We start from the raw sequence: 23719 nt of genomic DNA on the forward strand, positions 1-23719 counted from the left end.
ACAAGATGTCATGAAACATAATGAGCATAACATTACCAATTTAATACCCCTAATCATTGCACAAAGAATTTTACTAGTAAACCTCCTACTAACCAGATGTAGCATAAAAAGGCTGCGTATTTTAAAATGCTCTCCAGCAACTGGCTTTTGGGCGCCATCTCACTCATTTGATGATTGACATCTTTCTTTTTGAAAAAACCGAGATAAATAAGATATCCCGAAATGGACAAAAAGACCAGATTTAAAAAGAAGGTATAATCTACTTTAAAATAGTCGCTATCCTTAATTTTCACTTGAGATGGGTCTGGCAACATACTGAACAAATCAAACGCATAATGTAAAGCCAATGAAGCGCCTATTAAGGCTGTAAATAAAAGGAATAAAATAAATAGTGACATTTTCCAACCGTAATATCGGGCATTGATCCGTAACACCGGAAAGACTACCAAATCACTAAAAACAAATGCCATAACTCCAGCAAAACTGACTCCTTTACCAAACAAAAGTGCCGCTAAAGGAATATTACCCATGGAGCCAATAAACGTTAAAAATGCAGCGATAGGCCCAACAAGTACATGCTCTAAGATTTCGAGAAATGAAAAATCGGTATTGCCTTGACCACTATTGATAAATAAGGTTTCAAAAAAAGCATCTGGAACAAAAGCCGCTACAATACCAGCTATAGTAAACCCGACAGTGACGTCTTTCCAGACCATCTGCCACTCCATCTTGTATTTTTTAGCGACACGGGCCCAGCTGTCTTCTTTTTGAATCTGCTTTTTCCAATCCTTCCCATCATCGGCATCATCATCTTCTTGGCTTTCAAGATTTTTTCTTGCTTTTTCTATTAATTTCTTAGGGTTGATCAGCTTAATGAGTATCCAACAAATCCCTATCAATAAAATACCGCCTACATATTCACCGACCACAAATTGCCAACCCAAAAAGATGGAAATAATAATCCCCAACTCTATGACCAGATTTGTAGAGGCTAATAGAAAAGCAATAGATGACAAAAAACTTGCTCCTTTCTTAAAGATAGATTTTGCAGATGCCAAAGCCGCAAAACTACAGGAGCTACTTATAAAACCGAAAAATGTGCCTAGCAAAACACTTTTTCGTTCATTTTCTCCCATGGCTTTTTGCATCCGTTTTTCGGTTACAAATATTTGAATCATACTACTAATGATATAGCCCAAGATAAACGCCCACAATGCCATCCAGAAAAACCCGGTTGTGGTATAGGCTGCTTCGCCCCATTGTTTTAAAAAATTAGTCATCGCTTACTTTATTAAATAATTAATTATGGCAGACTGCCAGAAATAGATTCTCACTGCTTCAATTTGCTGGAGCTGAAATTTTAATTGTAACTCTTGAATATCTAGCACGTCATTAAAGTCTATGGTACCCGTTTCATAATTTTTAATCAAAATTGCTTCAGCATCTTTAGCCTGCTTTAAGTTCTTTTCTTGCGTATGGTACTTGATTCGTGCTTGATTACGTTGCGATATTGCTTCTGCAAAAGCAGATTCCAACACATTTAGACGTTGCTCTTTTTGAGTTTCAATATCTTGCTGACGGAGGCTGTTCTGTCTTGAAATGGATTTGTATCTCTTATTGAACACAGGAATAGATAAAGACAGCATTGGCATCCATATATCCTTGCCGTTATCAATGGGATTCATATCGGTTCTTTCACTTACGGGAATATAATCTATACCAAAACCTAACATTGGAGCGCTTTCTCGTTGATTAAGTGATTCAGACTGAACTATAGATTCATATAACTTATCGTATTTAAGTAATTCTGGATGTAATGACAAGGCCTCTTTAGCGTATATAGAATCTTCATCTGGGACTTCTATTTCCGTAGGAACTTTAATAACACTATTGGCATCACGATTGCGCAAGTTGTTGAAGACGGTTTTTACAGATTGGTAGTATTCAATGAGCAGCTCTTGCTCTTGTTGCAACTCATTCTGCCGTATCTGTAAGCGCAATACATCCACTGCAGATGCTTTACCAACCTCAACAGAGGTGAGTGCCAAACGCTCATAGGTTTGTAAAAGCTGTATATTCTCCTCTAGCACCAATTGCTTTGCCTGTATCTCATAAAGCTCATAGTACCTCTCGGCTACAGCGAGCATCAGTTTCCGTTTTGCAATCGTGAGCGCTACGTAATCTGTTTCGGCCATTGCAGAGGCATAGTCTTCTCTAGCGGTTATGGTCCCAAACCAAGGTAGCATCTGTTTAACTCCTATGCGCGCTCGTTGTGCCCCAGTTCGAGTCTCTGGTGTACTTATAAAATAACCAGCACTAAGCTCTGTATTAGGAAACCAATTGGCTTCATTTACTTTTTCTTCGGAAATGTTATATCGCAATTCAAACCCTTGAATTTCAGGATTATTTTTTATTGCCTCCGCGATGTAAGATTGCAATTGCTGCCCTTGTGCTACCGCAGAAACAAACATAATACAGGCTATAATTTTTATGTTTTTCATTTGCTGGCTTTTTTAAGTTGGTATTCTTTTTTCCAGCTATAAAGCACTGGCACCAAAAAATACGACGTGATATCAATGACCATCCCACCAAAAATAGGTATCGCCATTGGGATCATAATATCACTGCCTTTGCCCGTAGAAGTAAGCACCGGTAAGAGCGCCAGAATGGTGGTTACCGTAGTCATTAAACATGGTCTAATGCGCTTACCTGCAGCCTCTAGAGTTGCTCGTCTGATTCCGGATTTATCTGTAGTATTTTCCTTATCAAACGTTTGGGTGAGATAAGTGGCCATAACCACGCCATCATCTGTTGCAATACCAAACAGCGCTATAAACCCAACCCAAACCGCAACACTTAAATTAATGGTTTTCATGTTAAAAAGTTCTCGCATGTTCTCTCCAAACAAACTAAAATTAAAGAACCAATCTTGGCCATAAAGCCATATCATAATAAAACCACCTGCAAATGCTACAGCAATTCCGGAGAACACCATGAGCGAGGTCGCTACTGAGCGAAACTGGAAATATAAAATCAAAAATATAATCAGTAAGGCCAATGGCACAACTACGGAAAGCGTCTTTTCTGCACGAAGTTGATTCTCATAAGTACCAGTAAAACGATAGCTTACGCCTTGAGGAACTAGTAGCTCTCCGTCATTAATATGCTTCTGAATGAGTGCCTGCGCATTTTCTACAACCTCTACTTCGGCAAATCCATCCCGCTTATCAAAAAGCACATAACCAATCAAAAACGTGTCTTCACTTTTGATCACCTGAGGACCTTTTTCATATCTGATATCCACCAATTCTCCTAAAGGAACAGGGTTTCCATTATTTACAGGAACATAAATACGCCTTAAATCCTCTGGATTTGCTCGTAACTCGCGCGGATAACGTACTCTTACGCTATAGCGCTCACGCCCTTCTACTGTTTGAGTGAGAGGCATGCCGCCAACGGCCACTTCCAAAACTTCCTGAACATCCATAACGGAGAGACCGTAACGTGCCAATTGCTCACGTTTTATATCAATAAGCAGATATGGCTTACCTACAATTCGATCTGCAAAAACAGCTTGCTCTTTAACGCCTTCTGCTTTCTTTAAAATTTCTTCTAATTCTAGTCCAAAGGCTTCTATTGTTCTTAAATCGGGACCTTTCACTTTTATTCCCATAGGCGCACGCATGCCTGTTTGTAACATCACGAGCCGTGTCTCAATAGGTTGGAGTTTTGGTGCAGATGTTACTCCAGGAAACTTGGTTACCGCTACAATTTCATTCCATATATCATCAGGACTGTTGATCTCTGGGCGCCAATTGCGATAGTACTCACCATTGTTATCTTCAATCAAATCTTTTTGGGTTGCATTTGTTTTGAGCTGTGATGCTTTATATTTATTAGTACCGTCGATTTCATTATTTGGATTGATAATAAACTGATCATTCTTTAAAACAAATAATCCATCATCGGTCACTCGATAACGCTGTCTCTCTCCCTGCTCGTTTCGCATATATTCAGATTTGTACTGAATCATATTTTCATACATAGAAAGCGGTGCTGGATCGAGAGCAGATTCTGTTCGGCCTGCTTTACCAACCACAGTTTTAATTTCTGGGATGCTCGCCACTGCCATATCCAACTGTTGCAGCACTCGCTTATTTTCTTCAGCCCCTGCGTGCGGTAAAGAAGTTGGCATCAATAAAAAGGAGCCTTCATTAAGGGCGGGCATAAATTCCTTTTCTGTATCTCGCATAATGAGAATGCCCAAAATCAAAACTGTTGTCGGAATTATAAGAAACAGTAAGCGATTTTGAAGTGCCCAGCTCAGAATACGTTCATAATACCTTCGGAATACAGTAAAAACACCAAGCAACCCAAAGCAAATGAGCGACACAAAAATCAGATTGATCATGATACTTCGGTCAAAACCCAGTGGTCGCCAGTACTCTGCGAGCAAGATGACGATTGCAATACAGGAAATGATGATATGTATGAGATTAGCTCGTTTTGGTGTGATGATATCCCGCAGGCTCAAAAGTGCAACAACGCCATAGGCTATCAAAATGAGACCTAACCAGTAGCCATAACCTACTGCTGTGATTCCAAGAATAATGAGTACACCATTGATAAGATATTTAGAGCGTTCCATCATATTGCTCTTTTTAAACAGGAACGCGGCAAATGGCGGTATCAAGAAAAGAGCGATGATCAAAGATGCGGTAAGTGCCATGGTCTTCGTAAATGCGAGCGGACGAAATAATTTACCTTCAGCACCTATCATCGTAAATACTGGAATGAAACTGATTATAGTTGTAAGCACCGCAGTTAGGATTGCGCCAGAAACTTCAGCGGTTGCATTGTAGATAATTTCGTTTGTGGTGTATTCTTCACCGCTTTGGTTAAGGCGTAATTTCTCATCTTCCAAATGCCGAATCATATTTTCCGCAAGTATAACGCCCACATCCACCATAGTTCCTATAGCAATGGCAATACCAGAAAGCGCTACGATATTAGCATCGACATTAAAGAGTTTCATGGTAATAAAAACCATCAAGACGGCAACAGGCAAAAGCCCTGAGATAAGAATGGATGCCCGTAGATTGAATACCATGACAATAATCACCAAAATGGTAATTAAGATTTCTAGCGTGAGTGCTTCATTAAGCGTTTGGAGCGTTTCTTGAATGAGCTCTGCGCGATCATAAAAGGGCACAATAGTAACTTGCGAAGTCCTACCGTCTGACAATACCTTTGAGGGTAACCCCGAAGAAAGCTCTGTAATTTGAGCTTTAACATTATTTATAACTTCTAAAGGATTGGCACCGTATCGTGCCACCACTACGCCACCAACCACTTCTGCCCCTTCTTTATCTAAGATTCCTCGTCTGGACTGAGGTCCTAAATGCACATTTGCAACATCCTTAATTCTTAGAGACGTAAAATTTTCTGAGGTAACCACCGCATTTTCGATATCAGCAACAGACTTTACATAACCCAGACCGCGAACCAAATACTCGGCTTGATTGATTTCTAGGGTTTGAGCGCCAATATCTTGATTACTTTCCTTAACCGCTTTTACAATGGCATTTAAACCAATATTGTATTGTCGCATCTTTTCAGGATCAACATCAACCTGATATTCTTGAACATAACCACCTATAGAGGCTACTTCTGAGACCCCACTTGCGGAAGACAATCCGTATTTCACATAATAATCTTGAATGCTCCGAAGTTCTTGTAAATCCCAACCACCAGTTACATTGCCCTCTTTGTCTCGGCCCTCTAAGGTATACCAAAAAATTTGTCCCAATCCTGTAGCATCTGGACCAAGAGCTGGGTTTACGCCATCTGGCAATAGACCACTAGGTAAGGAATTGAGCTTTTCAAGAATGCGACTTCGGGACCAATAAAACTCAATATCTTCATCAAAAATGATATAGATGCTAGAGAACCCAAACATAGAGGAGCTGCGAATGGTCTTTACCCCAGGAATGCCTAACAATGAGGTGGTAAGCGGATAGGTAATTTGATCTTCAATATCTTGGGGAGATCGCCCTTGCCATTTGGTAAAAACGATTTGCTGGTTTTCGCCAATATCGGGAATAGCATCAACTGCAACTGGATCTGTAGGTAAAATACCAGTGTCCCAATTAAATGGCGCAGTTACAACACCCCAACCCACAAATAGTACGAGTAAGAGTACTGCAATCAGTTTGTTTTCTATAAGGAATTTGATGCCTTTATTGAGCATATTGATAATTATTAAATGATAAAAAGTGTTTTACAATACATCGTAAACACATATTAAGCCCATATCAGCAGTGCTGATGGGCTTTCATTCTTAACATTTAATATATTAAATCAAAAAAGTCTGGTAGAGTACCTGTATATCCTGTTCATAGAAGGGAGGCGGATAATCCCCAAAAGATGCTTTATGCGTAGTTGCATCTTCAAATAAGTCATGATAGCTATAAATAAAGGTGGTAATAAATAGCTGTTGTTCAAAGCTAAAATCTTCAAAAGATAATTGTAGTTGATCTTGTCCTTTTACGATGACCTGTTCATCATTGCAACAATTTTTCTTGCTAAACTCACAACTGTTCGCCGTTGATCCTTTTTGCAGCTCCATGCCACAAGTTGCTGCCTTGTTAAAGACAGACATATCAACGAGCCTCTTTCCGCAGAAATGGGTCTGTACGGTAAAAGACACCGTAGAGCACAACACAATGAGCGCCATAACTACAGAAAAACTTTTATGTAACATTCCATTCATACAATTACAAATTTAACTAAAATGATTGAAGGAACTCTTAATTTTAGGAAATATTAATACGCTATCGCCTTAATTTGTAATAATAAAATGCTGGTAACAAGAGCAGTAAGCATATAGGCTGTATAAGGAAACGTCTAAAATTGAAAAACAAATAGTAATCTTCTTGCCGCGGGTTGATCACAAAGTAAAGAAATATTAAAATCAAGATCACATAGGCCAAACCATAAAAGATCGCAGAAAACTTGACAATGGAAACCTCCTTAAAAACCAGATATAGAATCCCCAAAGAAATCGATGAGTTCAAAAAGTAGCGAAGGCTTGTATGTAAGGTGAGTTTGAGCACTTCCCTATTTGGAAAATCCATGTAGAGGTAATCGTTTTGAAAAAATAGCAAATAGGGATCATAAAACAAATCCATCTCAAAGAAACGAATCATCACAAGGAGTGTAAAAAGAACACCCAACAGTATGAAGTTGATGGGTCTACGCATGTCGTTTATTTACCTTTGAGAATCGATTAACCCAAAACATCCACAGTAAAAAAACCATTCCGTAAATAAGCATAGGAAAGATGACGACGTGCAAAATATCTCGCCGCCAAGGATAATGATAGAGTCCTATTGTTATGATTACGATGCGAAATAAATTTACCGTATATATCATAACGCTGCCGGATATCATATAAAAAAAAGTGGTTTTGAACTTACCTGCAAATGCAATAATAAAGGATAAAAATAGAATGATTACACTTATTGCATTGCAACCCTCAATAACTCTAGCCACGTATTTACCGTTCACAATCACCTTCATCGATGGCTCATCGGGATGCGGTATTACTTGAGCATTATAGCCAAAGCTATCCAAAAGTGCATCGCTCTGCACGGCAACAAGATTTGTTATATAATCTGGGTAATAGGTAGATCCATCAGAAAAATCCAGATATAACTTATAAGCAAATGATAAGACAAAATAAACCGCAAGAAAGGTAAGGATAAACTTTACTACAGATTTATATTTAATAAAAAGTGCCTTCAATTGATACCGCGTTTCATTGAGTTAAAATTATATAAAATGAAATTGCCAATCCTACTTTTTAAATACTTTTACCAAAATTTATGGCATATATGACTTTTAACGATCTCAAATCGCAAGTAAGCACCATCATCACCAATCAAGGATTAAACAGGGACGAAAAACTCTTGGGGATCTGTAAATTACTAGAAACTAACATTGCACATTACAATTGGGTTGGTTTTTATTTTAAAAATGGCGACAAAAATGAGCTTAAATTAGGTCCTTATGTTGGGGCACCTACAGATCATGACATCATTCCTTTTGGAAAGGGCATTTGCGGTCAAGTGGCGGTATCTAACAAAAATTTCGTGGTACCAGATGTTTCTGCACAAGATAATTACATTGCGTGTAGCATCACGGTAAAGGCAGAAATTGTGATCCCTATCTTTGTAAACGGCGAAAATATTGGCCAAATTGACATTGATTCTAATACTCCAGATCCATTCACCACAGAAGATGAGCGTTTCTTAGAGTTTGTTTGCGCTGAGGTGTCGACCCTACTTTAAAAGAGCATTATAATTATTCTTTATCTGCGAGGATAGATTGACATTAACCATAGGATTTCAGATTCTATTCTTTTGGAATTTGACTTTATAACAATACATTTACAACATTCAACAAACTGCTTCTCATTTTCTATGTCTCAAACTGTCTTAAAATTAAAGGATGTCGCTATTTATCAAGGCGACAGCATGGTACTATCTCAAGTTAATTTTGAAATGCAGAAAGGCGATTTTGTATACTTAATTGGTAAAACCGGAAGTGGCAAAAGTAGTTTTATGAAGACGCTTTACGGCGATTTAGAACTTACAGAAGGCGAAGGTCAAATTGTAGATTATGACCTTAGAACCTTGAAGGAAAATGACATTCCGTTTTTAAGACGAAAGTTGGGCATTGTGTTTCAAGATTTCAAATTGTTGCCAGACCGTACCATCAATCAAAACCTAGAATTTGTTCTTAAAGCTACAGGTTGGAAAGAGAAAAACAAGATCAAAGAGCGTATTGAAACAGTGTTGGATAAAGTTGCCATGAAAACCAAGGGCTTTAAATTTCCGCACGAACTTTCTGGTGGAGAACAACAACGTATTGCTATTGCCCGTGCCTTACTTAATGAGCCTGAATTGATCCTGGCCGATGAGCCTACAGGAAACTTAGATCCTCAAACCAGTATTGAGGTTATGGAAGTATTGCGAGACATCAACAACAATGGAAATACCATTCTTATGGCCACTCACGATTATGCGCTTTTACTGAAATACCCTAGCAAGACCTTAAAGTGCGATGAGAATAAGGTTTTTGAAGTGGTACAGCGGAAATAGCTGTCGCATAAATTTATTTTTCTGCCAAATGAAAGGTTTTGAAATCAGCACAAAGTATTAAGCTGAAATTTAGAAGAGCATCAATTATACAACTAAAGCTCTCATCGTTTTATTTTGGTAAGTAAAGCGTAACTGAAGTTTACAAAGTCTTCATTTTAAATTGACCTAAATGGTTTAAAGGGTTATTTTTGAGTTACAATACCATATCATGCTTTCGATACTCATCCCGGTTTATAAATACAACATTGTACCATTAGTTGAAGAACTTTATGCTCAATGTCAGTTATGCAAAATTCCTTTTGAAATTTTGGCATATGAAGATGGATCGAAATCCCCCTTAAACAAAACAAATCAAGACGTTAACCGTTTAGAGAAATGCTCTTTTAAAGAGTTAGAAACTAATATTGGAAGAAGCGCTATCCGTAATTTATTGGCTAGAAATGCTCAGTATAAATCTCTATTATTTGTTGATGCGGGAACGTACCCTAAAAATACGAATTTTGTAGAAGATTATCTCAAGATTATTTCTAAAGATGTTAGTATTGGAGGAATGACCTCTCTAGAAAAAGCGCCATTAAAGCCCTATAAATTAAGATGGCTATATACTAAAAAAAGGGAGTCTAATTTCAAAAACGGTAAGGTCTTTTGTTCATCAAATTTCATGATTAAGAAAACTATTGTAACAGTGTTCCCTTTTGATGAAAGCATCACTCATTATGGTTACGAGGATGTTCTTTTTTTTACTCATCTTAAGAAAAATGATATCGATATCACTTATATTGAAAACCCTGTGATACATGATTCTGAAGACAAGGCAGATATATTCATTAAGAAAACAGAAAATGCCATTGAAAACTTGATCATGTTAATTGCATCGGAAAAATTATCTAAAGAAGAATTTAGTTTATCTAAAATGCAAGCTTATATTAGAAAATTGAGATTAGATGCATTAGTCGTATTTTTTTTCCGCACCACTAAGCCTTTTCTGGAAATGAATTTTAACTCTAGCTATCCTTCGCTTATCCTATTCGATTTTTATCGCTTAGGATACTATTGTTTAATCAACCGTAAAGTAAGATGACTTTTTTTTCAGTTATTATTCCGCTTTATAATAAAGAACGAGAAATAAAATCTACTATTGATAGTGTTTTGGCTCAATCCTTTAAAGATTTTGAAATCATTATCGTGAATGATGGTTCAACTGATGGAAGTGAAGCGGTTATCAAGTCTATAAATAATAAAAAGATAAGGTACTTCTCACAAGAAAACAAGGGAGCGTCTGCCTGTAGAAATGAAGCTATTTCAAAAGCCACAGGGACTCATATTGCGCTATTAGACGCTGACGATCTATGGAGCAAGACTTATTTAGAAACAATCAATAGACTTATCGATTCTTATCCAAACGAAAATGTATTTGCGACCGCGGTAACTATTGAAACGTTGACTAGCACAAAGCCATCAACATACTCTCTAAATAATATAGAGTCTGGCGCCACTTATCTCCTTAATTATTTTGAAGCGAGCTATATTAATACAATATTGACTAGCTCAAGTACTGTTTTACATAAAAATGTTTTTGAGCAAATAGGTAATTACGATACAACCATAAAAAGTGGGCAAGATACAGATCTGTGGATCAGAATCGGGTTAAACTATAATGTTGTATTTATCAATAAATCACTGGTTGTTTATAGGTATAGCAAGCAGAGTTTATCTAATCGAACAAAGAACGTCAATCATAAACCGCGATACGATGCTTATATTGATATGGAAGACAAAAACCTTGCTTTGAAGAAATTTATGGATTTAAACAGATTTTCCATGGCCATTTTATCTAAACTAGCTAATGACCAAACTAACTTCAAGTGGTATGAAGAAAAAATTGATTATAGCAATTTGAATAAAAAACAAAGACTTTTACTTAAACAACCGTCAATTTTAATTAGGCTGTCTTATACTATCAAAAGTTGTTTTGAAAGCCTAGGTATTGAATTAAGTGTTTTTAAATAATTTAAAATCTTCATACCCCCTAATATAATCTGCTTCATCATAAACTTCTGAAGCTAGAACCAAACACACGGCACCCGATGAAAAATTCTCCAACTCTCGCCAAATACCCGTTGGAATTAGCAATGCTTTGTTAGGCTTATTAAGCGTTATTGTCTTTCTTTCTTTACCATCATCCAAAACCACATCAAAGCTTCCGCTTAAGGCTATAAGAGACTGCCGTAAGTTAATATGTGCATGCCCACCGCGGGTAGCATCACTGGGTATATCATAAAGATAATACACTCTCTTAATTTTATATTGCAGAATATTATTTTCTATAACAGCTAAATTACCTCTACCATCTGGATCAGAAATTTTAGGAATGCTTATTTCTTCAATATCGTTTAATTCTGTTTGTTTCATTTGATTGTAATTTCTTCCCACTTTTTTCTATGGAATTCATTTTTAGATATCATTTCTCAATATATTCTCCCATTGCTTTGCAATCTTATCTTTAGCAAATTGAGCGACCGATAATTTTGTGTTCTTCTTGCATCTTTCATATAAATTAACGTCTTCGAACATCAAAGTCATGGCTTTTATAAATTCATCTTTATTTCTATTTGAAATTAATTGTCCATTTTTATTATGTTCTATAACTTCATTTGGGCCAGATACAATGTCTAATGAAACCACAGGCACCCCAAGAGATAGGGTTTCTACTAAAACCATTGGAAACCCTTCATATTTACTAGTTAAAACAACGAATTTGCTATGGGCAATATACGGGAAAGGATTAACTGTAAATGGATGAAATTGTATGAATTCATGCCCTTCAAACTTTTTAGCATATTGCTCAAGTTTATTTTTATCAGGACCATCTCCCACAATAACTAAATAAATGTTTTTTTTCCAAAGATTTGATTCAAGAAAACAATTGATCAAAAAAGTAATGTCTTTTACTGAATCTATGATTCTACCGTAATAAAGTATATATGTCTTCCCAATCAATGCAGGTGTGAGGGGATATATTTTGTCTTTCCAATCAGCATCATAGGCATTATATATAGTAGCGGTATTTAAAATGTTTGCTGCTTTCAATATGTGATGTTCAATATACTTTGAGACTGCAATATTAATATGAGCAAATTTGTGAATCTTATAAAATTGATTCTTAGGCTTTTTTGAATTTAATACTTGTTTTGAACTATGAGTAACATAAATAACCCTTTGGGTTTGATAAATAAAATTATGATAAAACAACTCTCTGTAATATCTGTTTTTAGGGCGATGATCAATGATCCAATCAAATTTTTGCTCTGATAAGTAGTTCTTGAGTTTTCCAAATCGAATAAGCCGTTTGAAGATGGAATCGTTATCGCCCTTTAGTTTTCCCATATTAAAAATAATGCCAGAGTAAGCATAAGCGATATCATCGTTTAATATGATAATGTACACTTCGAAACCTCTTTCGGTCAACATTTCCGAGAGCATCGCCATTGAACGTTCAGCACCGCCTTGAGCTAATGAAATACCCACCAAAGCTATTTTCATTGTAGCATTAGCCATTTTATTATACTTTTGAGAGTTATTAAATTAGTCGGGTAAATATAAAGTATTTGTGAGAGTTTTATTAATTGGTGAGTATAGCAGATTACATAATTCTTTAAAAGAAGGACTAAATATTGCAGGACACGATGTTTTGTTAGTTGGCGAAAGAGACGGATTCAAGAACTACAATGTGGACATTGAAATTGGCGCTAAGATTTTCAATAACGGAATTTTACATCTGGCTACAAAATTTTTGAATAAGTACATTGGTCTTAATTTAACTTCACTTGAAAACGCCTATCGCTTTTACAAAATTCTACCTCAATTAAAAAAATATGACGTTGTACAGATTATAAATGAAGGCATTTTAAAAACCTATCCACGACTTGAAATTTTATTGTTTAAGAGACTTTTAAAACATAATAATTGCGTTTATCTACTTTCATGCGGTATCGATTATATCAACGTTAAATACGCATTCGATAAAAAATTTAAATACTCCATACTTACGCCCCTGCATGAAGACAAAAAACTACAAAAATATTACACGCATATTTTAAAAAAAATAAAACCATCTCATTATAAATTGCATCAATATTTGTTCAAAATGATAGATGGAGTCATAGCTACTGATATAGACTATCACCTACCCTTATTAAACCATCCTAAATATATTGGTATGCTCCCAAATCCCATAAACGTTGAAAAAATCAAGTATATAAGACCTGATATTAATAACAAGCTGATTGTTTTTCATGGTGTAAATACGTCAAATTATATAAAAAAAGGAAACAATTATTTTGATGATGCTCTAGATATAATAAAAGAAAAGTACCCCAAAAAAGTCACTATTATAAGGTCTGAAAACATACCTTACGATGAGTACATTAAACTTTATGACTCATCCCATATTCTATTAGATCAAGTGTATGCTTATGACCAAGGTTATAATGCGCTTGAAGCTATGGCCAAAGGGAAGGTTGTTTTTACGGGAGCGGAACAGCAATGGCTAGATTATTACAATCTAAATAAAAACACGGTGGCAATTAACGCATTACCAGATGTTGACTACCTTGTTGAAAAACTAAGCTGGCTTATTGAAAATCCAGAGGAAATCTTGAGCATCTCCAATAATGCAAGAAACTTTATAATGCGAGAGCATCACTATATTGACATTGCCAAACGCTATGTAGACACTTGGAGATTGAATTCCGCAACATGAAACATTACTTGATTACGCGGTTTAATTTAAAGAATAACACTTGGAACACAAAACATTCAAGTTCGGACCCACTTACCACTAAGTGGCTTAACGCCCGAATAAAAATTTTTGAGAAAATTTGTTTCCCGTCTGTAAAAAATCAAAGTCATCAAAATTTTGTGTGGTTAGTTTGTTTTGATCAAAATACGCCCGAAGAATATCATGCACAAATAAATCAATGGGAAGAAGAATTGCCCTGTTTTAAAGCTTTATTTATAAACGGTTTTGATAATCTAAATAAAGACATCAATCAATTTATTAAAGATGACACATCCTTTAAAGACCAATATATCATTACGACACGATTAGATAATGATGATAGTATTCATCAAGATTTTATTAAAACTATACAAGCAGCATTCAAACCAGAACCATGCACCATAGATATACAAAACGGATATCAGTTGATTTTAAAATCAAATGGAGTCTATGACTTAAGGTTATTAAACCTTGCTTATAATCCTTTTATCAGTGTGGTTAGCCCTATCAATGATCTCAAAAATGTATTATCTGAAGAGCACCACTTTTGGAAAACATATTACAAAACAATATTTATAAGAAAGGAACCTTTATGGCTTCAATTTGTCCATGGCAGTAATGTTTTAAATAGAACATTTAAATTTGCAAAAATGACGACAGATCTTAATTCGAAAGATTTCGGTCTTTTTGAAATAAATCTGCCAAATCACTACTTTACAGTTTTATCTTACAACGTATTCACTTGGCCTTATCGCTTATTTTCAAAATTAAAGTTAATCATTCTCAAAAAATGAAAGACACTCTTAATCAAGTAATTATAAAAGCATCGGAATTTGAAAAAAGCAAATTAAACCGACCTGTAAATCAAGATCCAGAAACTTCTTTATCTCGTAATAAGGAATTTTATTTTTTAATTAATCAGGATTTCGAATCAAGATTAGAACATCAACCTGATCCAAGGTATTTAGGGAATTTAAATAATTCTTATAATTTACTTTCAAAAATTTACGTTTACAATCAAAACCAAAACGCTATAGAAGCTTTGACCAAAGAAAAAGCAGTAATTACTGGTGCTGAACAAATTTTTTAATATCATAACTTAAAAGAGGAAAACGTATGTTTCAATACACTTATAGAGGTAGACCATTTGGTCAAAAAGCTATCTTAGCTTGTTGAAAACCCTGAACGGATAAAGAAAATCGTTAAGAACGCTAGAGTATTTATTGAGAGAACATAATTACAGACTAATGCCACATAAATATTTAGACACATGGAACATAAGTTGAAGAAAATAAATTTATTTATTCCAGGTGCAGCTAAATCAGGAACCAGTTCATTGCACGAACTATTAAAACTTCATCCTGAAATTAATATGTCTAAAAATAAAGAACCTCATTTTCTTGCATCTTCTGCTGAAAATTTGAAGTCTAATGAACATATCGAAACGTACCTTTCTAACTTTAATCTTTCAAAGAAATTTAAATATCATGGAGAATCTAGCACAGGTTACTTTTACTTCAAATCATTTAAAGATAATTTTAAAAAGATAGGGAATCCTGATGCTAAATTTATTATCATACTCAGAAATCCTATTGACAGGACTTTCTCTCATTACAACTACTTAAAAAGTCTAGGAAGTGAAAATTTAACTTTAAAGGAAGCGGTTTTAAAGGACCATCAAAAGGAACCATCCCCTTTAGATGTATTACCAGAGTTAATTATTAAAAACTATTATCAATATAGTTTATACGGCAAATGGCTTACTCTTTTTTCTGAAAATATAAACGTTGAAAATATCAAGGTGATTCTATTTGAAGATTTAAAAAGCAAACCATTGGAAACTCTAAATACCTGCTTTACATTTTTAGGATTGCACCAACTTGAAACTATCCCTGATATCGCCTCTAATAAAACCGTAAAAATCCGCTTCCCAAAACTTTATAGAAATATTAGAATTTTCGCTTTCAACGAAAGTAAATTTAGGAATATTATAAAATATTTTCTACCGGTTAAATGGAGAAGAGCCCACAAAAAAAGAATAACAGAGATGTTGTTAGAACTCATGAAAACCAATAAAAAATTGGCTTTAATAACTACTGAAGAACGCGAATGGCTGTTTGATCTTTATAAACATGATGTTATCAAACTGAAACAGTTGACTGGTCTTCAATTTCAAGAATGGCAAGATTTTAACAAGCGCTAATGAACTTTTTTAAAACTTCAATATTATCAGGTTTCAATACGGTCATTACCATGGCTTTAGGATTGATCACTAATAAATTTATAGCCGTTTTTATTGGGTCTGAAGGTTTTGCAATTATTGGTCAACTAAAAGATTTTCTAAAAATTGGTCTATCCCTCGGCCAGTTAGGGTTTGATCGTGGGATTGTAAAGTATACATCTGCCCACAAAAACTCAAGTGAAAGACTTTCTAAATACCTCAGCACTATATTTATAAGCCAACTTGTTATTTCTGGCTGTATTGCCCTACTCATCATATTATTTCACAACAAACTCCTAAATTATCTTACTGGATTAGAAAACTACTCCATGTATTTTATTCTAATTGGATTAAGTATCGTTCCGATGGTCTTATATACCTCAGGAATGTCAGCTCTAAATGGACTGCACGAAATTAAAAAATTCACGCTAATTTCTGTTATAGCCAACGTCATCGGTTCTGGTTTAGCTTTAATATTAATCTATAAATATCAGTTAAAAGGGGTACTCATAAATTTAGCCGTTATTCAATTTATTAATTTTTTCGTTTTTATCGTTTTAACTATAGGCAAGCCCTTTCAGCGTAATTGGTTTCAACATAAATTTCAAAAAAAAGAGTTCAAAAATCTGGCAAGATTTTCTTTGATGAGTATTGTTGGCACTCTCGTACTCTCTTTAACACTTATTGCAATAAGAAAATACATAAGCTTTTATTTGGGGTTGGATTACACAGGCTATTGGGAAGCTCTATGGAGACTCTCGGTCATTTTTGTTACCGTACTCACCTCTGCCTTTGGGTTTTATTTGCTACCGACGTTCTCAAAACTCTACACGAAACATCTAAAAAAAGAGATTTTTAATATTTGGAAAATAACAGTTCCTGTATCTATATTTGCAGGCATTGCACTTATAATTTTTAGAGAATTTGTTATCAATCTTATCTATTCAAAAGAATTTTTAATAATCTCTGGTGTACTTATTTTTCAAGTTATAGGAGATATCATCAAGATCAATAGCTGGATTCTAGGGAATATTATCTTAGCGAAAGTACAAGTAAAAACTTTTATAGCCGTTCAAATAGGATGGAGTATAGCATTCTTTACATTGAGTATAATTCTTACTCAAAAAGTTGGTTTTGTTGGCATAGGTATGGCTTATTTAATATCATATATCCTACATTTTTTATTCATGAACATTTATTTCAAAAAATTGCTCTGGAGAAAATCAATAAGCGTTTAATATAGAAATAACATAGTCGATTTGACGGTCATCCATAACCGGACTCATTGGCAAACTGACTACGGTATTGTGAATGTAATTTGTAATGGGTAGCGATAATTCTTTATATTCAGAAAATGCTTTTTGAAGATGAGGCGGAATGGGATAATGAATTAAGTAACCAACTCCATTTGCTTCTAAATAATCGCAAAAATTTGTTCTTTCTTCTACTTGCACCACGAAAAGATGAAATACATGATTTTTAGTTCCATCCCAATATGGAAGTTTTATTTTATCATTATTTATTTCAGATAAATAACGCTTGGCAACAATCCTTCTAAGTTCATTATCACCATCTAAATGAGGTAGTTTTTCAAGTAAAAAAGCGGCCTGTAATTCATCTAAACGGGAGTTTACTCCTATCAAATCATTAACGTATTTAGAAGAAGTGCCATAATTTCTTAATTTCATAATAATATTTGCCAATTGCTTGTCATTGGTAGTAACAGCACCTGCATCTCCAAGAGCACCCAAATTTTTACTTGGATAAAAACTAAAGCCAGCGGCATCTGCCAAACTACCAGCTCTCACTTGATTTAAATCTTCTGCACCATGTGCTTGTGCTGCATCTGAAATTAAGAGCAGCCCCCTTTTTTTTACTATCTCTCGTAAAGCAGCCATATCTGCTAATTGACCATACAAATGAGTCACCAAAACAGCTTTAACGTGAGTGTCCGTTTGTGCCTCAACTTCTATAGGGCTTAAATTAAATGTATGCTTATCGGGTTCTAGAAACACCGGCTCTAAACCAGCTTGTTTCACCGCTAAAATCGTAGCTATATAGGTATTTGCTGCTAGCAACACTTTATCTCCTTTTTCAAGTTGACCTAACTCTAAGTAAGCTTTTAAAATTAAAATTAGAGCATCTAAACCGTTACCTACCCCAATACAAAATTGGCTTCCGCAATACGCCGCAAATTCTTGCTCAAATCGTCTTGTATTTGCCCCCAAGATGTAATGTCCTGATTTCAAAAAGCCATTAAGCTTTTCTTGAAAACCAGTTTCGTGGTTTTGATTAATTTGCTGAAGATCAAGAAACGGTACTATCATAATTGCAATTCATATCTGTCTAAATTAGTGGGAATACCACCTAACTCTTCCTTATAATTGGTAAGTCCATGATTATAGATATAACCATCTGCCTCATTTGTAGTACCTAAGTCAAAAAATTCAAACCCTAAATCTTGATATTTTTTGAATAATTCTAAATATAAAAAATCCAAGGCTTTTAATTTTTTCCCAAGTTCATTAACAGCTCCATATTGAGACTTTACCACTCGACTATTGGGCTCTATAAATAAGGTCATTCCTGCCACAAGATTACCTTGATATTCCAGATTGAACTGCTGTATATTATCAGGAAAACGATCTGATAGCTTCTGGATTTCATTAACTGAATGCACAGGATTTACATCATATTTTTGTTTTAAGACCGGCTTTAAAATTTCGGTCCAAAAAAGCTCAAAATTTTTGCTCTCAGTTATAATAAAGTCTCTTGTAAATTCTTTGTTATAGATTTTCTTCTTGTTTTTGTGCACTTTAGTATTTCGTTGAAGGTGCACAAAAAAGTTCATATCTCTTCTTACTAAAGATGCCTTTTTCTGAAACAAGACATACTCTAAAGCATTACTTTGAAACAGATTGTACTTTGTGGGCATCAATTTTAAGGTTAAGATCCTGAAATACTCATCTCTAAGAAAAAGCATCAATTCATTAAAAACAGAAGCGATACTGTTTACCTTATCAAAATCCTTGAGAATGAGCCCTCCATAAGTCAGTCCTTGATGCGAATACAATTGATCCCCAACTCGATTAGCAGGCAATAATGCCACCAATTTTTCACCTTCATAAATCATTAAGGAGTAGTCTTCAAACCGATCTTTATGGTAATCCATAAAATCACGTTGAAATAAAAACGTAGCGTTTTTTGAAACTGAGACGAAGTTATTCCAAACCTCATATTCAAATTTTGAATAGCGCTGTACGGTATACATCTCGGTTTTATCACTTTTCTGATTTCCCAAATAACTAATGATTAAGGTAGCGTTGTAAAACTAAAATTATTTTTACTTTTAAATCTCATATTGCAGATAAATTATCAAATGGCCGAAAAGTACTTTAAACCGATTCTACTTTCTATATTATCTGTTGTTTTTATTATTGTTGTCCTACGACCCATTCATTTTTTCCCAGATTCACAGGGATATCTCCAAATGGAAATATATCGGTCAGCAGGTTATCCTATTTTCTTGTGGTTACTAAAACAAATCTCTGGTAATCATTTGGGTCCTGTTACTGTATTGACTCAAATTTCGATTGGACTAATTGCCATATATATTTTTATCACTCATTTAAAAAAACACCTCAAGATACACGCTATTTGGGTTCTGTTTTTAACTATCATTATTGCCACACCATATGTGTATAATCACAATATAGCCAACAACTATTTGTCAGAAGCATTGTCTTACCCATTGTATCTCATAGTGGCCTTATGTTATATACTGGGCTTAATACGTCATTCTAAAACCCACTTATGGATTGGCTTATCTCTTCTATTCCTCCTCATCCAAACGCGGTCACAGTTTATGTTTCTCGTGCCAATAGGTCTTTTAATCATACTTTGGGCAGCCTATAAAACCAACTCATTCAAATCTCATGGCTTGCTGTTTTTAGTGTGTTTGATTTTTCCGCTGTTCACATTTTTAACTGATAAAACATATCACAAAATAGTACACCATCATTTTGAGAGTACACCATGGACAGGAATTCACGTCATATCACCTGCATTCTATGTCGCCAATGAGAACGATTCTATCCTCTTTGACAATCCGAATGAACGGCAATTTTTTAATGCCATCTTCACTGAACTTCGTCAAAAAAAATTAAACATTCATCATCTTGAATTGAGTGGAGAAGATGATGAAACTTCCTACTACATTAAAAATTTTACAAATATTGCAAATCATACTGTTTTTGATGACGGCAGAACACTAATGAAAGACGGCTTGTCTAAAGAGGAAAACTATATCGCCATTGATCAACTCACAAAGAAAATGACACTGCCATTGGTCATTGACAATCTTGTAGCGTATTCAAAACTCTATATTAAAAATTTTATAAATGCGTTTGGAAATAGCAGATATGCCTTGTTGTATCTGATGCTATTGGTTTTTAGTTGTATTGGCATGTTTAGGCTAAATACCACTGCTTTTAAAATTTTATCGCTCACTACCTTAATGACCATTGCAAATATTGGGTTAGTGGCTATTGGCATGTACACCATAAAACGGTTTACATTTTATAATGATTGGGTGATTTTTCTAGCCCTATTTATACTTATGGACTCGTTTTTAAAAAACCAACTTAAAGACCGTATTTAAGAATACAGTAAATAGCTCTCAAACCATCTTTCCAGGTAATTTTTTTGCCTTCTTCAAATGTGCGCCCATAATAACTGATTCCTACTTCGTATATTCTGATATGCTTTATTTTTGAAACCTTCGCCGTCACTTCTGGTTCAAATCCAAACCGTTGTTCTTTAAATGTTATGGATTGAATGATTTCTCTTTTAAACATTTTGTAACAGGTTTCCATGTCTGTAAGGTTCAAGTTTGTGAACATATTACTCAAAAAGGTAAGAAACTTATTGCCAATACTGTGCCAAAAGAACAGTACGCGGTGGGCATTTCCGCCCATAAAACGACTTCCGTAGACAACATCCGCAACGCCATCTAACATAGGCTTTAAAAGTAAATTGTATTCTTGAGGATCGTACTCTAAATCAGCGTCCTGTATAATCACCACGTCACCTGTAGCTTCAGCTATACCTCTATGTAAAGCAGCTCCTTTACCTTGATTTTTATTCTGTTTTAGAAGTTTAATGGTCTGACTCTCATTAAGTGTTATGTAAGAATTGATCACTTCCAATGATTGATCAGAAGAGCAATCATCAATAATAATTATTTCCTTAGTAATATCTTGAAGGAGCACAACACTTTTAATTTTGTCTAAAATCTTTAAAATCGTTTGAGCTTCGTTATATACGGGTATAATGATTGATAATTTAGAAATCATGTTTGAGTTTATAGCATTGGATCTAGAAGACAAAGTAAATTGAATTTTTTTGAGATAATAGATTATATCCATAAAAAAAGGGAATCCTGTTACGGATTCCCTTTTTTCTATTGTCATTAACGTATTACATAATCTTATTACGTTTACGATCATTCTCTGTTAAGTACACCTTACGCAATCTCAAAAAGTGTGGAGTTACTTCAACATACTCATCTTTTTGAATGTATTCTAGAGCCTCTTCCAAAGAGAATTTGATAGCTGGTACAATCTTGGCTTTATCATCTGCACCAGAACTACGTACGTTACTTAATTTTTTAGTTTTAGTGACGTTAACGGTCATATCATCACCACGAGAGTTCTCGCCAATAACCTGACCTTCGTAAATATCTTCTCCTGGATCCACAAAAAACTTACCACGGTCCTGTAACTTATCGATAGAATAAGGAATCGCTTGTCCTTTTTCCATAGACACCAAACTTCCGTTTTGACGTTCTGGGATACCACCTTTCAATGGTTGGTATTCTTTAAAACGGTGTGCCATAATAGCCTCTCCTGCGGTTGCTGTCAATAACTGATTACGCAAACCAATAATACCTCTTGAAGGAATAAGGAATTGGCAAACCATACGCTCTCCCTTAGCTTCCATACTCAACATCTCACCTTTTCTCATAGATACCATCTCAATGGCCTTACCAGAGACATCTTCTGGTAAATCAATGGTCAATTCTTCAACTGGCTCACATTTAACACCATCAACTTCCTTGATGATTACTTGAGGTTGTCCAATTTGAAGTTCATAACCTTCACGTCTCATGGTTTCAATTAAAACCGAAAGGTGCAATACACCGCGGCCAAAAACCATAAATTTATCGGCACTGTCGGTAGGCTCAACTCTTAGGGCAAGGTTTTTCTCTAGCTCTTTAGTTAAACGGTCCTTAATATGACGCGAGGTTACAAATTTTCCGTCTTTTCCGAAGAAGGGAGAATCATTAATGGTAAACAACATACTCATTGTAGGCTCATCAATAGCAATTGTTTTAAGTCCTTCTGGATTTTCCCAATCGGCAACGGTATCACCAATATCAAAAGATTCTAGACCAACAATGGCGCAAATATCACCTGTTTGTACTTCTTCTACCTTAAGACGACCTAAGCCTTCAAAAACGTGAAGTTCTTTTATTTTTGATTTCACGATGCTGCCATCACGCTTCACCAATGAAATGTTTTGTCCAACTTTTAACTCGCCACGTGTTAAACGACCAATCGCAATACGACCGGTAAATGAAGAGAAATCCAAAGATGTAATCAACATTTGTGTATTTCCTTCAGGAATTTTTGGAGCAGGAATGTGCTCTATTACCATATCCAACAACGGCTCGATGTTTTCGGTTTCATCCTTCCAATCATCACTCATCCAGTTGTTCTTCGCAGAACCGTATACGGTTGGAAAATCTAACTGCCATTCTTCTGCACCCAATTCAAACATAAGATCAAATACTTTCTCATGAACCTCATCTGGAGTACAGTTTTCTTTATCTACTTTATTAATTACTACACATGGCTTAAGACCTAAATCAATTGCCTTTTGCAGTACAAATCTTGTTTGTGGCATAGGGCCTTCAAAAGCATCTACCAATAGCAAAACGCCATCTGCCATATTCAATACACGCTCTACCTCACCACCAAAATCGGCGTGACCAGGAGTGTCAATGATATTGATTTTTGTATCCTTATAGATCACAGAGACGTTTTTAGAAGTAATGGTGATACCTCTTTCACGCTCAAGATCATTGTTATCTAGAATAAGATCGCCTGTGTTTTCGTTCTCACGAAATAACTGACAATGGTACATTATTTTATCAACCAACGTCGTTTTACCGTGGTCAACGTGTGCAATGATTGCAATGTTTTTGATATTAGCCATAATTACGCCCTGTTTTAAGCGTGCAAAGGTACGTTAAAATCTGTTTAAAAAATCAATGTTTCAAATTATTTAAAACACTACTTAAAAAAATTTACTTCGGAAACGTGACAAACACGTAAAAAGCCTAGTAATTCACTGGAAATCATAAGCGTAAAAACACATCCTTCCTCCTCTTAAATTTAATACATCCTATTTATTTTTGACTGTATTCCACTTTAAATAATCGCCATAAACGTCAATTTACCGCAGCATCTTTATTCAAAAAAAAGCCAAGTA

General features: G+C 35.1%; 22 protein-coding genes. 10 read left to right on the top strand and 12 right to left on the bottom strand.

Annotation, left to right across the window (positions count from 1 at the left end):
- Positions 1–53: 53 nt before the first annotated feature.
- From P176_RS0105170 to xrtF, 6 genes are all read right to left on the bottom strand, one after another.
- A complete protein-coding gene (locus P176_RS0105170) occupies positions 54–1280 on the bottom strand; it encodes a permease (RefSeq protein ID WP_026753700.1) in 1227 nt (408 codons plus the stop codon).
- Positions 1281–1283: 3 nt separating this feature from the next.
- Entirely contained in the window at positions 1284–2501 is a 1218-nt protein-coding gene (locus P176_RS0105175) for a TolC family protein (protein ID WP_026753701.1), read from the bottom strand.
- Positions 2498–6250, bottom strand: a complete 3753-nt coding sequence (locus P176_RS0105180; RefSeq protein WP_026753702.1) for an efflux RND transporter permease subunit — start codon at positions 6248–6250, stop codon at positions 2498–2500. The genes P176_RS0105175 and P176_RS0105180 overlap by 4 nt, the downstream gene beginning before the upstream one ends.
- Before the next feature lie 105 nt (positions 6251–6355).
- On the bottom strand, positions 6356–6772 hold the full coding sequence (locus P176_RS0105185; RefSeq protein WP_026753703.1) for a hypothetical protein: 417 nt from the start codon (positions 6770–6772) through the stop codon (positions 6356–6358).
- A gap of 61 nt (positions 6773–6833) precedes the next feature.
- Complete coding sequence (locus tag P176_RS0105190; protein WP_026753704.1) at positions 6834–7262, bottom strand: exosortase F system-associated protein; 429 nt, start codon at positions 7260–7262, stop codon at positions 6834–6836.
- Positions 7255–7806, bottom strand: coding sequence for an exosortase family protein XrtF (xrtF, locus tag P176_RS0105195; RefSeq protein WP_026753705.1), 552 nt, complete (start codon positions 7804–7806; stop codon positions 7255–7257). The genes P176_RS0105190 and xrtF overlap by 8 nt, the downstream gene beginning before the upstream one ends.
- 89 nt (positions 7807–7895) lie before the next feature.
- Between xrtF and P176_RS0105200 the strand changes: the two genes are divergently transcribed.
- From P176_RS0105200 to P176_RS0105215, 4 genes are all read left to right on the top strand, one after another.
- Entirely contained in the window at positions 7896–8351 is a 456-nt protein-coding gene (locus P176_RS0105200; protein WP_026753706.1) for a GAF domain-containing protein, read from the top strand.
- Positions 8352–8483: 132 nt separating this feature from the next.
- Complete coding sequence (locus P176_RS0105205) at positions 8484–9164, top strand: cell division ATP-binding protein FtsE (RefSeq protein WP_026753707.1); 681 nt, start codon at positions 8484–8486, stop codon at positions 9162–9164.
- 208 nt (positions 9165–9372) lie between these two features.
- Entirely contained in the window at positions 9373–10245 is an 873-nt protein-coding gene (locus P176_RS0105210) for a glycosyltransferase (RefSeq protein WP_026753708.1), read from the top strand.
- Positions 10242–11174 carry a glycosyltransferase family A protein gene (locus P176_RS0105215; protein WP_026753709.1) on the top strand — a complete coding sequence of 311 codons (933 nt, stop codon included), beginning with the start codon at positions 10242–10244 and terminating at the stop codon, positions 11172–11174. Before P176_RS0105210 ends, P176_RS0105215 begins: the two co-directional genes overlap by 4 nt.
- On the opposite strand, the gene P176_RS0105220 is transcribed toward P176_RS0105215, so the two are convergent.
- Positions 11157–11576 carry an FdtA/QdtA family cupin domain-containing protein gene (locus P176_RS0105220; protein WP_026753710.1) on the bottom strand — a complete coding sequence of 140 codons (420 nt, stop codon included), beginning with the start codon at positions 11574–11576 and terminating at the stop codon, positions 11157–11159. The genes P176_RS0105215 and P176_RS0105220 overlap by 18 nt on opposite strands.
- 42 nt (positions 11577–11618) lie before the next feature.
- Complete coding sequence (locus P176_RS0105225) at positions 11619–12722, bottom strand: glycosyltransferase (protein WP_026753711.1); 1104 nt, start codon at positions 12720–12722, stop codon at positions 11619–11621.
- Between the two features lie 52 nt (positions 12723–12774).
- Here P176_RS0105225 and P176_RS0105230 point away from each other — a divergent pair, with 52 nt between their 5' ends.
- From P176_RS0105230 to P176_RS0105250, 5 genes are all read left to right on the top strand, one after another.
- Entirely contained in the window at positions 12775–13926 is a 1152-nt protein-coding gene (locus P176_RS0105230; RefSeq protein WP_026753712.1) for a glycosyltransferase, read from the top strand.
- Complete coding sequence (locus P176_RS0105235) at positions 13923–14738, top strand: glycosyltransferase (protein ID WP_026753713.1); 816 nt, start codon at positions 13923–13925, stop codon at positions 14736–14738. Before P176_RS0105230 ends, P176_RS0105235 begins: the two co-directional genes overlap by 4 nt.
- On the top strand, positions 14735–15034 hold the full coding sequence (locus P176_RS0105240; protein ID WP_026753714.1) for a hypothetical protein: 300 nt from the start codon (positions 14735–14737) through the stop codon (positions 15032–15034). Before P176_RS0105235 ends, P176_RS0105240 begins: the two co-directional genes overlap by 4 nt.
- A gap of 180 nt (positions 15035–15214) precedes the next feature.
- Positions 15215–16147 (top strand): sulfotransferase domain-containing protein, encoded by a 933-nt coding sequence (locus P176_RS0105245; RefSeq protein WP_026753715.1) that lies wholly within the window; start codon positions 15215–15217, stop codon positions 16145–16147.
- The gene (locus P176_RS0105250; protein ID WP_026753716.1) at positions 16147–17403 is read left to right on the top strand and encodes an O-antigen translocase; all 1257 of its coding nucleotides are present in this window, start codon (positions 16147–16149) and stop codon (positions 17401–17403) included. Before P176_RS0105245 ends, P176_RS0105250 begins: the two co-directional genes overlap by 1 nt.
- Here the strand turns inward: P176_RS0105250 and P176_RS0105255 are convergent.
- Together P176_RS0105255 and P176_RS0105260 are read right to left on the bottom strand one after the other, a co-directional pair.
- Complete coding sequence (locus tag P176_RS0105255) at positions 17389–18492, bottom strand: DegT/DnrJ/EryC1/StrS family aminotransferase (RefSeq protein WP_369793749.1); 1104 nt, start codon at positions 18490–18492, stop codon at positions 17389–17391. The two genes, P176_RS0105250 and P176_RS0105255, sit on opposite strands and share 15 nt — an antisense overlap.
- A complete protein-coding gene (locus P176_RS0105260) occupies positions 18489–19466 on the bottom strand; it encodes a hypothetical protein (protein ID WP_081820679.1) in 978 nt (325 codons plus the stop codon). Before P176_RS0105260 ends, P176_RS0105255 begins: the two co-directional genes overlap by 4 nt.
- Before the next feature lie 78 nt (positions 19467–19544).
- Between P176_RS0105260 and P176_RS0105265 the strand changes: the two genes are divergently transcribed.
- Positions 19545–20825 (top strand): hypothetical protein, encoded by a 1281-nt coding sequence (locus P176_RS0105265; RefSeq protein ID WP_026753719.1) that lies wholly within the window; start codon positions 19545–19547, stop codon positions 20823–20825.
- On the opposite strand, the gene P176_RS0105270 is transcribed toward P176_RS0105265, so the two are convergent.
- Positions 20809–21519: a glycosyltransferase family 2 protein gene (locus P176_RS0105270; protein ID WP_026753720.1), complete on the bottom strand. Its 711-nt coding sequence runs from the start codon at positions 21517–21519 to the stop codon at positions 20809–20811. The two genes, P176_RS0105265 and P176_RS0105270, sit on opposite strands and share 17 nt — an antisense overlap.
- A gap of 124 nt (positions 21520–21643) precedes the next feature.
- A complete protein-coding gene (gene typA / locus P176_RS0105275; protein ID WP_026753721.1) occupies positions 21644–23443 on the bottom strand; it encodes a translational GTPase TypA in 1800 nt (599 codons plus the stop codon).
- Positions 23444–23719: the final 276 nt, after the last annotated feature.

This window comes from Sediminibacter sp. Hel_I_10, from assembly GCF_000688335.1.
Taxonomy (GTDB): domain Bacteria; phylum Bacteroidota; class Bacteroidia; order Flavobacteriales; family Flavobacteriaceae; genus Psychroserpens.